11 protein-coding genes, 4 tRNA genes and 2 rRNA genes (1 of these 17 cut by a window edge) are annotated in these 14,313 nt (G+C 55.9%); all 17 read left to right on the top strand.

The window, feature by feature from the left end; genetic code table 11:
- Nucleotides 1–2,033: ribosomal RNA gene (locus tag HW090_RS11905) — 23S ribosomal RNA — on the top strand (it extends 858 nt beyond the left edge of the window).
- 149 nt (nt 2,034–2,182) lie between these two features.
- Nucleotides 2,183–2,298: ribosomal RNA gene (rrf, locus tag HW090_RS11910) — 5S ribosomal RNA — on the top strand.
- A 173-nt stretch (nt 2,299–2,471) separates the two neighbouring features.
- Nucleotides 2,472–3,437 (top strand): bifunctional biotin--[acetyl-CoA-carboxylase] ligase/biotin operon repressor BirA, encoded by a 966-nt coding sequence (birA, locus tag HW090_RS11915; RefSeq protein ID WP_179113739.1) that lies wholly within the window; start codon nt 2,472–2,474, stop codon nt 3,435–3,437.
- Nucleotides 3,427–4,164, top strand: a complete 738-nt coding sequence (locus HW090_RS11920) for a type III pantothenate kinase (RefSeq protein WP_179113740.1) — start codon at nt 3,427–3,429, stop codon at nt 4,162–4,164. Before birA ends, HW090_RS11920 begins: the two co-directional genes overlap by 11 nt.
- 8 nt (nt 4,165–4,172) lie before the next feature.
- A complete protein-coding gene (locus tag HW090_RS11925) occupies nt 4,173–4,829 on the top strand; it encodes an SPOR domain-containing protein (RefSeq protein WP_179113741.1) in 657 nt (218 codons plus the stop codon).
- 131 nt (nt 4,830–4,960) lie between these two features.
- A tRNA-Tyr gene (locus tag HW090_RS11930) sits at nt 4,961–5,045 on the top strand.
- Nucleotides 5,046–5,071: 26 nt separating this feature from the next.
- A tRNA-Gly gene (locus HW090_RS11935) sits at nt 5,072–5,145 on the top strand.
- 21 nt (nt 5,146–5,166) lie between these two features.
- Nucleotides 5,167–5,242, top strand: a tRNA-Thr gene (locus HW090_RS11940).
- 86 nt (nt 5,243–5,328) lie between these two features.
- On the top strand, nt 5,329–6,522 hold the full coding sequence (gene tuf / locus HW090_RS11945) for an elongation factor Tu (RefSeq protein ID WP_179113742.1): 1,194 nt from the start codon (nt 5,329–5,331) through the stop codon (nt 6,520–6,522).
- A gap of 52 nt (nt 6,523–6,574) precedes the next feature.
- Nucleotides 6,575–6,650 (top strand) — tRNA-Trp (locus HW090_RS11950).
- Nucleotides 6,651–6,684: 34 nt separating this feature from the next.
- Complete coding sequence (gene secE / locus HW090_RS11955) at nt 6,685–7,053, top strand: preprotein translocase subunit SecE (protein ID WP_179113743.1); 369 nt, start codon at nt 6,685–6,687, stop codon at nt 7,051–7,053.
- 9 nt (nt 7,054–7,062) lie between these two features.
- Entirely contained in the window at nt 7,063–7,596 is a 534-nt protein-coding gene (gene nusG / locus HW090_RS11960; protein WP_179113744.1) for a transcription termination/antitermination protein NusG, read from the top strand.
- 114 nt (nt 7,597–7,710) lie between these two features.
- Entirely contained in the window at nt 7,711–8,142 is a 432-nt protein-coding gene (gene rplK / locus HW090_RS11965; protein ID WP_131186042.1) for a 50S ribosomal protein L11, read from the top strand.
- A complete protein-coding gene (gene rplA, locus HW090_RS11970) occupies nt 8,142–8,837 on the top strand; it encodes a 50S ribosomal protein L1 (RefSeq protein WP_179113745.1) in 696 nt (231 codons plus the stop codon). The genes rplK and rplA overlap by 1 nt, the downstream gene beginning before the upstream one ends.
- A gap of 202 nt (nt 8,838–9,039) precedes the next feature.
- Complete coding sequence (gene rplJ, locus HW090_RS11975) at nt 9,040–9,540, top strand: 50S ribosomal protein L10 (protein ID WP_073269007.1); 501 nt, start codon at nt 9,040–9,042, stop codon at nt 9,538–9,540.
- Nucleotides 9,541–9,613: 73 nt separating this feature from the next.
- On the top strand, nt 9,614–9,982 hold the full coding sequence (rplL, locus tag HW090_RS11980; RefSeq protein WP_179113746.1) for a 50S ribosomal protein L7/L12: 369 nt from the start codon (nt 9,614–9,616) through the stop codon (nt 9,980–9,982).
- 214 nt (nt 9,983–10,196) lie between these two features.
- Nucleotides 10,197–14,267 carry a DNA-directed RNA polymerase subunit beta gene (gene rpoB, locus HW090_RS11985; protein WP_179113747.1) on the top strand — a complete coding sequence of 1,357 codons (4,071 nt, stop codon included), beginning with the start codon at nt 10,197–10,199 and terminating at the stop codon, nt 14,265–14,267.
- The last annotated feature ends 46 nt before the right edge of the window (nt 14,268–14,313 follow it).

Here is a 14,313-nt window from a genome sequence, read left to right on the forward strand (position 1 = left end):
GTTTCGGCTAGGGGGTCATCCCGACTTACCAAACCGATGCAAACTCCGAATACCGGCAAGTGTCAGCACGGGAGACACACGGCGGGTGCTAACGTCCGTCGTGAAAAGGGAAACAACCCAGACCGTCAGCTAAGGTCCCAAAGTCATGGTTAAGTGGGAAACGATGTGGGAAGGCTTAGACAGCTAGGAGGTTGGCTTAGAAGCAGCCATCCTTTAAAGAAAGCGTAATAGCTCACTAGTCGAGTCGGCCTGCGCGGAAGATGTAACGGGGCTCAAACCATGCACCGAAGCTACGGGTTCAACGTAAGTTGAGCGGTAGAGGAGCGTTCTGTAAGCCTGTGAAGGTGAGTTGAGAAGCTTGCTGGAGGTATCAGAAGTGCGAATGCTGACATGAGTAACGACAATGCGAGTGAAAAACTCGCACGCCGAAAGACCAAGGGTTCCTGCGCAACGTTAATCGACGCAGGGTGAGTCGGTCCCTAAGGCGAGGCTGAAGAGCGTAGTCGATGGGAAACGGGTTAATATTCCCGTACTTCTGGTTACTGCGATGGGGGGACGGAGAAGGTTAGGCCAGCTTGGCGTTGGTTGTCCAAGTTTAAGGTGGTAGGCAGGTTTCTTAGGTAAATCCGGGAAATCAATGCCGAGAACTGATGACGAGCTTTCTTTTAGAAAGTGAAGTGGTTGATACCATGCTTCCAGGAAAAGCCTCTAAGCTTCAGGTAATCAGGAACCGTACCCCAAACCGACACAGGTGGTTGGGTAGAGAATACCAAGGCGCTTGAGAGAACTCGGGTGAAGGAACTAGGCAAAATGGCACCGTAACTTCGGGAGAAGGTGCGCCGGTGAGGGTGAAGTATTTACTACGTAAGCCTTTGCTGGTCGAAGATACCAGGCCGCTGCGACTGTTTATTAAAAACACAGCACTCTGCAAACACGAAAGTGGACGTATAGGGTGTGACGCCTGCCCGGTGCCGGAAGGTTAATTGATGGGGTTAGCGCAAGCGAAGCTCTTGATCGAAGCCCCGGTAAACGGCGGCCGTAACTATAACGGTCCTAAGGTAGCGAAATTCCTTGTCGGGTAAGTTCCGACCTGCACGAATGGCGTAACGATGGCGGCGCTGTCTCCACCCGAGACTCAGTGAAATTGAAATCGCTGTGAAGATGCAGTGTATCCGCGGCTAGACGGAAAGACCCCGTGAACCTTTACTATAGCTTTGCACTGGACTTTGAGTTTACTTGTGTAGGATAGGTGGGAGGCTTTGAAGCGTGGACGCCAGTTCGCGTGGAGCCAACCTTGAAATACCACCCTGGTAACCTTGAGGTTCTAACTCTGGTCCGTTATCCGGATCGAGGACAGTGTATGGTGGGTAGTTTGACTGGGGCGGTCTCCTCCTAAAGAGTAACGGAGGAGTACGAAGGTGCGCTCAGACCGGTCGGAAATCGGTCGTAGAGTATAAAGGCAAAAGCGCGCTTGACTGCGAGACAGACACGTCGAGCAGGTACGAAAGTAGGTCTTAGTGATCCGGTGGTTCTGTATGGAAGGGCCATCGCTCAACGGATAAAAGGTACTCCGGGGATAACAGGCTGATACCGCCCAAGAGTTCATATCGACGGCGGTGTTTGGCACCTCGATGTCGGCTCATCACATCCTGGGGCTGAAGCCGGTCCCAAGGGTATGGCTGTTCGCCATTTAAAGTGGTACGCGAGCTGGGTTTAGAACGTCGTGAGACAGTTCGGTCCCTATCTGCCGTGGACGTTTGAGATTTGAGAGGGGCTGCTCCTAGTACGAGAGGACCGGAGTGGACGAACCTCTGGTGTTCCGGTTGTCACGCCAGTGGCATTGCCGGGTAGCTATGTTCGGGAGAGATAACCGCTGAAAGCATCTAAGCGGGAAACTTGCCTCAAGATGAGATCTCACTGGAGCCTTGAGCTCCCTGAAGGGCCGTCGAAGACTACGACGTTGATAGGCTGGGTGTGTAAGCGTTGTGAGGCGTTGAGCTAACCAGTACTAATTGCCCGTGAGGCTTGACCATATAACACCCAAACAATCTGCTGCACAGCAGAGGGTGTCGAAGGTAAAGTCGACAAACCGAAAGTTTGCAAGAGCACTACAAAGCATTACCATAGACATCACATACCCAATTCGCTGTAGCGGCTAAACCCCGAGACAGCAACCGAATTGCTTGACGACCATAGAGCGTTGGAACCACCTGATCCCATCCCGAACTCAGTAGTGAAACGACGCATCGCCGATGGTAGTGTGGAGTTTCTCCATGTGAGAGTAGGTCATCGTCAAGCTTCTAATCAAACCCCCCGGTCCTAATGGATCGGGGGGTTTGTCTTTGTGTTGAGTTTTATTCGACTGTCAGTGGTACATGATGACGCTTACTTGCCAAACCTTGCGTCGGGTTTATAGGCATGAGCGACCTCTGCCGTTATCATGCTGCCTGCTCCCTGAATATGAGCGTTTTATGTACAAATTGCTGCAGTTGCTTAGCGATGGTCGCTTTCACTCTGGAGCTGAGCTGGGCGCTTCGCTTGGCGTAACCAGGGCTGCGGTGTGGAAAAGGCTGCGGCTTTTGGAGAAAAGCTTTCCTGTCCCCCTGGAGCGAGTGTCCGGTAAAGGTTATCGACTGGCTTCTCCTTTATCTCTTCTGGATGAGGCAGGCCTGTCATCTGTTCTGCGTCCGCTCGGATGGAGCCTCTTCCTTTATGAGGAGGCGGACTCTACAAATGCAGAGGCGCTTCGGCTATTGCAGCGCCTGGTCACTCCTTCCTTCGTTGTCGTAGCTGAGTCTCAAACGGCGGGGCGGGGTCGTCGAGGGCGGCAGTGGTCCAGTCCTCCTGCGCTCAACCTCTACTGTAGTTTTGTGCTCCAGATCGAGGATGGGGGGCGACATCTGCCAGGTATGAGTCTGGTCGTTGGTCTTGCTGTTGTTGATGCATTGCGCAAGATGGGCGTATCTGGAGTGGGGCTCAAGTGGCCCAATGATGTCTATGTGGGGGGAAAGAAAGTTGCCGGGATCCTGCTTGAGCTGACGGGGGATCCGGCTGATCAATGCCATGTTGTGATCGGTATTGGCATCAATGTGAACATGATGGACTCTGGCGGTGAGGGGATAGGTCAGCCGTGGGTGTCCCTGCGTTCTGTTTTGGGTAGATGCGTTGATCGTAATGAGCTTCTGGGGTGCCTTGCTCTTTCTCTCTCCGGCTATATAGAGCGACACATGGCTGAGGGGTTCGCTGCTCTGCGGGCGGAGTGGGAGTCCCTGAATGTATGGCAGGGACTTGTCTGCAGGTTAAGTGCTGGTCCGCAGGACGTTGTAGGGCGAATGCTTGGTGTGGATGATCATGGCGCTCTGTGTCTGGACGTTGGCGGGCACGTACGTGCTTTCAGTGGTGGAGAGTTGAGTCTGAGGCTGGAACATGATTCTTGAGTTGGACTGCGGGAACAGCTTTCTGAAGTGGCGAACTCTTTCGAGTACTTGTGCGAGCGCTGCGACTGTTCGAATTGCTGATGGGCTCAATGCACTCCTGCGGCAGTTGGGGGAGGTTGAGGGGGCAGTGTCCTCTATTCGTATGGTCAGTGTGCGCAGTGATGAGGAAACGCTTGAGGTCTCGAAGGCTGTATCTCTTCTACTGGGTTGTCCTGTATCGCAGGCTTTGCCTTCTGAGGCGTTGGCGGGGGTTTCCAATGGTTACCTGGACTATCGCCGGCTAGGCATGGATCGCTGGCTTGCGATCGTTGCTGCGTACAATCTGGCGCGAGAAGCGTGTCTTGTGATCGATCTGGGAACGGCGGTGACTGTTGACTGGGTTGATGGGGCGGGTCGGCACCTTGGTGGTTATATATGCCCGGGGATCCCTTCCCTGAGGCAGCAGCTCCAATCACATACGCAGCGGATTCGCTATGACCTGGTAGACGATGTCTTCCTTGGTGACCTGTCACCTGGGCGCTCTACGGCAGAGGCTGTAGAGCGGGGGTGTTTAATAATGCTGCGCGCTTATATAGAGGGGCAGATTGCCAGTGCTGTGCGTCTTCTGGGAGAGGGGGTTCCTGTGTACGTGACTGGTGGTGATGGTGCGCTCGTTGATGGAATGGATTCTGTCTGCCTTGTCCCGGACTTGGTTTTCCGTGGTTTGGCTCTGGCTTGTCCGGTATAGGTGGCTAGATGCGTTGGCTCTTTTTGCTATTGCTGATATTGAATGTGTTCTTTTGTGTTCAATATCAGTACCGAGCACCACATGCAGTCATTCAAGCGCGGGAGATGCTGCCTCCACAGGGCGGTGTTATTCAGCTGCTGAGTGAGTCTCAGGGGGTAGCTGAGAAAGAAAGGCAAGTCGACTGCCTCTTCCTTGGGGGGCTCGATACAGAGGCTTCCCTGTTGGATCTTCGCCAGCGTTTGCTGAGCCTGGACATAAATTCTACTTTGCAGGCGCTTGACTCTGTGTCAGGTGAGGATTCGTGGGTCTATCTGCCTCCCTTGGGCTCTCGAGCTGCGTCGCTGCAGCAGCTACGAGATTTGCAGGCTCGCAATGTCGACGGTTATATCATCACTGATGGTGATCTGGCTGGTGGTGTTTCCCTAGGCATATTCTTGCGTAAGACAGAGGTAGATAGCCTGCTCGCAAGGCTTCAGCAGCTCGGCTTCGAGGCGGAGGTCCGGACGTTGCCCAGGGTGCACAGGAAATTCTGGTTGAAGGTCGCTCCTGAGGATAGGCGTCTGGTCTCTCCAGAGGTGCTTGCGGTCGTGTCGGCATCGATTTCGAATATGCAGGTCGAGGAAATGCAATGCAAAGTTGTTGCAACTGACGGGATCGTTGAATAGAATTGCGCCCGCTTTACTGGATGCCGATTCAAAAGCTCCGGTAAGTGATGGCACTGTTGAGGTAACCTCAGGTTTTAATTGAGAAAATGCTTGACAGTCAAAGGGGTGGCGATGAGAATGCTGCCCTCTTTGGAGGGATTCCCGAGCGGCCAAAGGGATCAGACTGTAAATCTGACGTCATCGACTTCGAAGGTTCGAATCCTTCTCCCTCCACCAGTTTTCTTCATAAGTCTTGGCTTATGGCGGGTATAGTTTAGTGGTAGAACCTCAGCCTTCCAAGCTGATGATGCGGGTTCGATTCCCGCTACCCGCTCCAGGTTGAGGTTTAAAATGTTTCGCTCATGTAGCTCAGTTGGTAGAGCACACCCTTGGTAAGGGTGAGGTCAGCGGTTCAAATCCGCTCATGAGCTCCAAATCCAAAGGCAGATATTTCGATATCTGCCTTTGTTTTAATTGTGGTGTGGCTCGCTCAGTTCACTTGGTGATGGGGACGATCTCGATGGCTAAAGAAAAATTCGAACGTAACAAACCGCACGTCAACGTTGGCACCATTGGTCACGTTGACCATGGTAAAACCACTCTGACCGCTGCTCTGACTCGCGTCTGCTCCGAAGTGTTCGGTTCGGCCAAGGTCGACTTCGACAAGATCGATAGCGCTCCGGAAGAGAAGGCTCGCGGTATCACCATCAACACTGCGCACGTAGAGTACGACTCCAACATTCGTCACTACGCGCACGTTGACTGCCCGGGTCACGCCGACTACGTGAAGAACATGATCACCGGTGCTGCCCAGATGGACGGCGCGATCCTGGTTTGCTCGGCTGCTGACGGCCCCATGCCGCAGACTCGCGAGCACATCCTGCTGTCCCGTCAGGTAGGTGTTCCTTACATCGTCGTGTTCCTGAACAAGGCTGATGTTGTTGACGACGCCGAGCTGCTGGAACTGGTCGAAATGGAAGTTCGTGACCTGCTGAGCACTTACGACTTCCCGGGTGATGACACTCCGATCATCATCGGTTCCGCTCTGATGGCCCTGAACGGCCAGGACGACAACGAGCTGGGTACTACCGCGGTCAAGAAGCTGGTCGAAACACTGGACAGCTACATTCCTGAGCCGGTTCGTGCCATCGATCGTCCGTTCCTGATGCCGATCGAGGACGTGTTCTCGATTTCCGGTCGCGGTACTGTTGTGACTGGTCGTGTGGAGCGCGGTATCGTCAAGATCCAGGAAGAGATCGAGATCGTCGGTCTGCGTCCGACCACCAAGACCACCTGCACCGGTGTCGAGATGTTCCGCAAGCTGCTCGACGAGGGTCGTGCTGGCGAGAACTGCGGCGTACTGCTGCGCGGCACCAAGCGTGATGACGTCGAGCGTGGTCAGGTTCTGGCCAAGCCGGGCACCATCAAGCCGCACACCAAGTTCGAAGCAGAAGTGTACGTTCTGTCCAAAGAAGAAGGTGGTCGTCATACCCCGTTCTTCAAGGGCTACCGTCCGCAGTTCTACTTCCGTACCACTGACGTGACCGGTTCGTGCGAACTGCCGGAAGGCGTTGAGATGGTCATGCCGGGCGACAACGTGAAAATGGTTGTCACCCTGATCAAGCCGATCGCCATGGAAGACGGCCTGCGCTTCGCTATTCGCGAAGGCGGTCGTACCGTTGGTGCTGGCGTGGTTGCCAAGATCGTCGAATAAGTAGTTGATCTAGTCCTTTCAGGTCGGCATAATAGTCGGCCTGACTTTATCTAGGCCAGTAGCTCAATTGGCAGAGCGGCGGTCTCCAAAACCGCAGGTTGGGGGTTCGATTCCCTCCTGGCCTGCCACTTTCCGGTGGCAGTCTTAGCAAGGTTCTAGCAGATGAATATCAAAGCTGAAGCCAGTGGCTCGCGCCTCGACATGGTCAAGTGGCTTGTTGTGGCTGCTTTGGTTGTTGTTGCTGTTGTGGGTAATCAGTATTACTCGGCTGAGCCGATCCTATACAGGGTCCTGGCTTTGCTTGTTGTGGCGGCAATTGCTTCTGTCGTTGCTTTTCAGACTGCAAAAGGGCGTGCTTTCTTCACTCTTTTGAAAGAGGCGCGTGTAGAGATTCGCAAGGTCGTGTGGCCGACTCGTCAGGAAACGACCCAGACTACGCTTATCGTGGTGGTTGTGGTTCTGGTCATGGCGTTGTTGCTGTGGGGGTTGGATTCCCTGCTGGGTTGGCTGGTCTCCATGGTCGTAGGTTAAGGGTGTCTCGTGGCTAAGCGTTGGTATGTTGTGCATGCTTACTCGGGTTACGAGAAGCATGTAATGCGTTCCCTGGTAGAGCGCGTCAAGCTTGCCGGCATGGAAGATGAGTTTGGCGAGATTCTGGTTCCCACTGAAGAAGTGGTTGAGATGCGTAATGGCCAGAAGCGCAAAAGTGAACGCAAATTCTTTCCGGGTTATGTGCTCGTTCATATGGATATGAATGAAGGTACGTGGCACTTGGTAAAAGATACTCCTCGAGTGATGGGCTTTATCGGCGGCACTGCAGACAAGCCGGCCCCCATCACGGATAAAGAGGCTGACGCTATCCTGCGTCGCGTTGCTGATGGCAGTGACAAGCCCAAGCCAAAAACGTTGTTCGAGCCGGGTGAAACGGTTCGCGTTGCTGATGGTCCTTTTGCGGACTTCAATGGCGTGGTCGAAGAGGTTAATTACGAAAAAAGCCGCATTCAAGTTGCAGTGCTTATTTTCGGTCGCTCCACTCCGGTGGAGTTGGAGTTCAGTCAGGTCGAGAAGATCTGATCGATAATGTGATCCCATACCCCGCAGCTATCGGCTGCGGGGTTTTGTTGTCGCTGGGACACTCAAGCAAGTGAAGGGGAGCCGCAAGGCGTTAATACCCGTAACGGAGTAGCTATGGCTAAGAAGATTCAAGCTTACATCAAGCTTCAGGTAAAGGCCGGTCAGGCCAATCCGTCGCCACCTGTTGGTCCTGCTCTGGGTCAGCATGGTGTGAATATCATGGAGTTCTGCAAGGCGTTCAATGCGCGCACTCAGGGTCAAGAGCCCGGTCTGCCGACTCCTGTGATCATCACCGTATATAGCGACCGCAGTTTCACTTTCGAAACCAAAAGTACGCCTGCTGCCGTTCTGCTGAAGAAGGCTGCCGGTGTGGCTAGCGGCTCTGCTCGCCCCAATACTCAGAAAGTCGGCACCGTTACCCGTGCTCAACTGGAAGAGATCGCCAAGGTCAAGAATGCGGACCTCACCGCTGCTGATCTGGAAGCTGCCGTGCGTACCATCGCTGGTTCCGCTCGCAGTATCGGTCTGAACGTGGAGGGCGTGTAATGGCTAAGTTGACCAAGCGTCAGAAGGTTTTCGCCGAGAAGGTTGAAGCCGGCAAGCAATACGGTTTCGAAGATGCGGCCAAGCTGCTCTCCGATCTGTCCGCTGTCAAATTCACCGAGTCTTTCGATATCGCCATCAATCTGGGTGTCGATCCTCGTAAGTCCGACCAGGTCGTTCGTGGTGCTACCGTTCTTCCGAACGGCACCGGCAAGACCGTTCGTGTCGCTGTGTTCACTCAAGGGCCTGCTGCAGAAGCGGCTCTGGCTGCCGGCGCTGATCGTGTTGGTATGGATGAACTGGCTGCCGAAATGAAAGGTGGCGACCTGAACTATGACGTAGTCATCGCATCTCCTGATGCCATGCGCGTTGTTGGTCAGTTGGGTCAGGTGCTCGGCCCGCGTGGCCTGATGCCCAACCCGAAGGTCGGTACTGTAACCCCTGACGTGGCTACTGCCGTGAAGAATGCCAAAGCGGGTCAAGTGCGTTTCCGTACTGACAAGAACGGCATCATCCACAGCTCGGTCGGCAAGGTCGGTTTCGAAGCTGTCCAGCTGAAGCAGAACGTAGAAGCTCTGCTGTCCGATCTGAAGCGCTTGAAGCCTTCGACTTCCAAGGGTATCTACGTCAAGCGCGTGACCCTGAGCACTACCATGGGGCCTGGTCTGATCATCGATCAGGCTTCCCTCGACGCGTGATTTGCTGGCCCGTGAGAGCGGGCCAGGCTAGAAATTGGGGTCCCTGCCTGGCGGGGGCTATCCAAGACCGTAGGCGACGCAAGTCTTAAAAGATGGAGTATTCCCAAGCCTACGCAGAGGTGCTCCCGATTCATACCGAATCAGACACCAAATTGCGTCCGGCTCCGGCCGGATGAACCGGTAACATCCAGGAGTAAAACCCGTGGCAATCAAACTCGAAGACAAGAAAGCCATCGTCGCTGAAGTCAACGAGGCTGCCAAAGCTGCCCTTTCCGCTGTCGTGGCTGATGCCCGTGGCGTGACTGTGGGGGCCATGACCGGACTCCGTAAAGAGGCCCGCGAAGCTGGTGTGTACGTACGTGTCGTGCGTAACACCCTGCTCAAGCGCGCCGTTGAAGGCACTCAATATGACGTGCTCAACGACGTGTTCAAAGGCCCGACCCTGATTGCATTCTCCAACGAGCACCCGGGCGCTGCTGCCCGTCTGTTCAAGGAGTTCGCCAAGGGTCAGGACAAGTTCGAGATCAAGGCCGCTGCATTCGAGGGTCAGTTCCTCGCAGCCAACCAGATCGACGTACTGGCAACTCTGCCGACCTATGACGAAGCCATTTCGCAACTGATGAGCGTTATCCAAGGCGCCACCAGCAAGCTGGCTCGTACTCTGGCAGCTGTTCGCGATCAGAAAGAAGCCGCTGCTGCCTGATAGGCGCATGGTTTTTCGCGATTCAATACTTATTTGATGGCCGTAGGCCGTCCCCTAGACAGGAATTAGAGTCATGGCTCTGACCAACGAAGAAATCATCGAAGCAGTTGCCCAGAAATCCGTTCTGGAAATCGTCGAGCTGATCAAGGCTTTCGAAGAGAAGTTCGGTGTTACTGCCGCCGCCGCTACCGTTGCTGCTGCTGGCCCGGCTGCTGCCGCTGCTGAAGAGCAAACCGAGTTCACCATCGTCCTGGCCGAAGCTGGCGACAAGAAAGTCAACGTGATCAAGGCTGTTCGCGAACTGACTGGCCTGGGTCTGAAAGAAGCCAAGGCTGTTGTCGATGGTGCTCCGGGCGTTGTCAAAGAAGGTGTTTCGAAAGAAGAAGCCGAAGCTGCCAAGAAAGCCCTGGAAGAAGCAGGCGCCAAAGTCGAGCTCAAGTAAGCGACGATTTTGCGTCTACAGCCGAAGCGCCTCGCGCAAGGCTGATGGCTGGTGGCTTTTGCCACCGGCCTTTTTCCGTTCTAGCAGCAAGTTTGGCTGCTTAATGTGACGGAACCCACCATCAAGGTGGCGCGAATGACAGATTCGCAAGATTTTTTGGCCACTTCCGCCGGAGGTGTGCCAGACAAGCAGGTGACCAAGCTGGGGAACGCTGATGGCTTACTCATACACTGAGAAAAAACGTATCCGCAAGGACTTTAGCAAGTTACCGCACGTGATGGACGTGCCGTATCTTTTGGCCATCCAGCTGGATTCGTATCGCGAATTCCTGCAGGCGGGACTCAACAAGGATCAGTTCCGCGATATTGGCTTGCATGCCGCTTTCAAATCCGTCTTCCCGATCATCAGCTATTCCGGCAATGCAGCGCTGGAGTATGTTGGCTATCGCCTGGGTGATCCTGCCTTCGACGTGAAGGAGTGCGTTCTGCGGGGCGTGACGTTCGCCGTTCCGCTGCGTGTCCGTGTACGCCTGATCATTTTCGACAAGGAGTCGTCGAGCAAAGCGATCAAGGACATCAAGGAGCAGGAAGTCTACATGGGGGAAATTCCCCTGATGACCGAGAACGGTACCTTCATCATCAACGGTACCGAGCGCGTCATCGTTTCCCAGTTGCACCGTTCGCCGGGTGTGTTCTTCGACCATGACCGTGGCAAGACCCACAGCTCCGGAAAACTGCTGTACTCCGCGCGCATCATTCCTTACCGCGGTTCCTGGCTCGATTTCGAATTCGATCCGAAGGACGCGGTTTTCGTGCGTATCGACCGTCGCCGCAAGTTGCCGGCATCGGTTCTGCTGCGTGCTCTGAACTACAGCACCGAAGAAATCCTCGATGCCTTCTACGACACCAACGTCTTCCATGTGAAGGGTGAGACCCTGACTCTGGAGTTGGTGCCGCAGCGTCTGCGTGGCGAGATTGCCGCTTTCGATATCCGTGATGGAAGCGGCAAGGTTCTGGTCGAGCAAGGTCGTCGGATCACTGCGCGCCATATCAACCAGCTCGACAAGGCAGCTATCAAAGAGCTCGAGCTGCCGATGGAGTATGTGCTGGGGCGCACCACTGCCAAGGCTATCGTGCACCCGGCTACCGGCGAAATCCTCGCCGAGTGCAACACCGAGCTGACCGTCGACCTGTTGGCCAAGCTGGTCAAGGCGCAAGTGGTTCGCTTTGAAACGCTGTACACCAACGATATCGACTGCGGTCCGTTCATCTCCGATACCTTGAAGATCGACTCGACCACCAACCAGTTGGAAGCGCTGGTCGAAATCTACCGCATGATGCGTCCTGGTGAGCCGCCAACCAAGGATGCCGCGGAGACACTGTTCAACAACCTGTTCTTCGCACCCGAGCGCTACGACCTGTCCGCTGTGGGTCGGATGAAGTTCAACCGTCGTATCGGTCGCACCGAGATCGAAGGTTCTGGCGTCCTGAGCCGTGAAGATATCGTCGCTGTGCTGAAGACCCTGGTCGACATCCGCAACGGTAAAGGCATCGTCGATGACATCGACCACCTGGGTAACCGTCGTGTGCGTTGTGTCGGCGAGATGGCCGAGAACCAGTTCCGTGTTGGCCTCGTGCGTGTCGAGCGTGCGGTCAAGGAGCGTCTCTCCATGGCCGAGAGCGAAGGCCTGATGCCGCAGGACCTGATCAACGCCAAGCCAGTCGCAGCGGCGGTGAAGGAGTTCTTCGGTTCCAGTCAGCTCTCGCAGTTCATGGACCAGAACAACCCGCTCTCCGAGATCACCCACAAGCGCCGTGTTTCCGCACTCGGCCCGGGCGGTCTGACCCGTGAGCGTGCAGGCTTCGAAGTCCGTGACGTACACCCGACCCATTACGGCCGTGTATGCCCGATCGAAACGCCGGAAGGTCCGAACATCGGCCTGATCAACTCCCTGGCAGCCTATGCGCGCACCAACCAGTACGGCTTCTTGGAAAGCCCGTACCGTGTGGTCAAGGACGCCAACGTCACCGACGAGATCGTTTTCCTGTCGGCGATCGAAGAGGCTGATCATGTGATCGCCCAGGCCAGTGCCAAACTCGAAGGCACCCAACTGGTCGATGAGCTGGTAACCGTCCGTCACCTGAACGAGTTCACCGTCAAGGCGCCGGAAGACGTCACCCTGATGGACGTTTCTCCTCGCCAGGTCGTATCCGTTGCTGCGTCGCTGATTCCGTTCCTCGAGCATGACGATGCCAACCGTGCATTGATGGGCTCGAACATGCAGCGTCAGGCTGTTCCGACGCTGCGCTCCGACAAGCCGCTGGTCGGTACCGGCATGGAGCGCAACGTCGCCCGTGACTCCGGCGTCTGCGTGGTCGCTCGTCGTGGTGGTGTGATCGACTCGGTCGATGCCAGCCGTATCGTCGTGCGTGTGCATGACGCGGAAGTCGAGACTGGCGAGGCCGGTGTCGACATCTACAACCTGACCAAATACACCCGTTCCAACCAGAACACCTGCATCAACCAGCGCCCGCTGGTGAGCAAGGGTGATGTGGTCGAGCGCAGCGACATCATGGCCGATGGTCCTTCCACCGACATGGGTGAGCTGGCCCTGGGCCAGAACATGCGCGTCGCGTTCATGCCCTGGAACGGTTACAACTTCGAAGACTCCATCCTCCTTTCCGAGCGTGTGGTCCAGGAAGATCGCTTCACCACTATCCACATCCAGGAACTGACCTGCGTATCGCGCGATACCAAGCTCGGCCCAGAGGAAATCACTGCGGACATTCCGAACGTCGGTGAGGCCGCCCTGAACAAGCTGGATGAGGCGGGTATCGTCTATGTCGGTGCCGAAGTGGGCGCTGGCGATATCCTGGTAGGTAAGGTCACGCCTAAGGGCGAGACGCAACTGACCCCGGAAGAGAAGCTGCTGCGTGCGATCTTCGGTGAGAAGGCCAGCGACGTTAAGGACACTTCCCTGCGCGTTCCTACGGGCACCAAGGGCACTGTCATCGACGTTCAGGTCTTCATTCGTGATGGCGTCGAGCGCGACTCGCGTGCTCTGGCTATCGAGAAGATGCAGCTCGACGAAATCCGCAAGGATCTCAACGAAGAGTTCCGTATCGTCGAAGGTGCGACCTTCGAGCGCCTGCGCTCCGCGCTGGTCGGTGCGACCGTCGAAGGCGGTGCCGGTCTGAAGAAAGGCCTCGTCATCACCGACGAAGTACTCGACAACATCGAACATGGGCAGTGGTTCAAGCTGCGTATGTCCGAGGACGCGCTGAACGAGCAGTTGGAGAAGGCCCAGGCCTACCTGTCCGACCGCCGTCAGCTGCTCGACGACAAGTTCGAAGACAAGAAGCGCAAGCTGCAGCAAGGCGACGATCTGGCGCCGGGCGTGCTGAAAATCGTCAAGGTCTACCTGGCGATCAAGCGTCGCATCCAGCCGGGTGACAAGATGGCTGGCCGTCACGGTAACAAGGGTGTGGTCTCGGTCATCATGCCGGTCGAAGACATGCCGCACGATGCCAATGGCACGCCGGTCGACATCGTCCTCAACCCGCTGGGCGTACCTTCGCGTATGAACGTCGGACAGATTCTCGAAACCCACCTGGGCCTTGCGGCCAAGGGCTTGGGCGAGAAGATCAATCGCATGCTCGAAGAGCAGCGCAAGATCGCCGAGCTGCGCAAGTTCCTCAGCGAGATCTACAACGAGATCGGTGGGCGCCAGGAAGACCTGGAAAGCTTCAGCGATCAGGAAATCATCGCTCTGGCGAAGAACCTCAAGAACGGTGTGCCGATGGCCACTCCGGTCTTCGATGGTGCCAAGGAGCGTGAGATCAAGGCCATGCTGAAGCTGGCCGACCTGCCGGAAAGCGGTCAGATGCAGTTGTTCGATGGTCGTACCGGCAACGCTTTCGAGCGCACCACCACGGTCGGCTACATGTACATGCTGAAGCTGAACCACCTGGTCGATGACAAGATGCACGCCCGTTCCACTGGCTCCTACAGCCTGGTTACCCAGCAACCGCTGGGCGGCAAGGCGCAGTTCGGTGGTCAGCGTTTCGGGGAGATGGAGGTCTGGGCGCTGGAAGCTTATGGCGCCGCCTACACCCTGCAGGAAATGCTGACTGTGAAGTCGGACGATGTGAACGGTCGGACCAAGATGTACAAGAACATCGTGGACGGCGATCACCGCATGGAGGCCGGCATGCCCGAGTCCTTCAACGTGTTGATCAAGGAAATCCGTTCCCTGGGTATCGACATCGATCTGGAAACCGAATAACCACGCACCGCCTTCGCGCTATCCGACCCGCCGTCGGGTAGCGCAG

The organism is Pseudomonas sp. ABC1, from assembly GCF_013395055.1.
Lineage (GTDB): Bacteria > Pseudomonadota > Gammaproteobacteria > Pseudomonadales > Pseudomonadaceae > Stutzerimonas.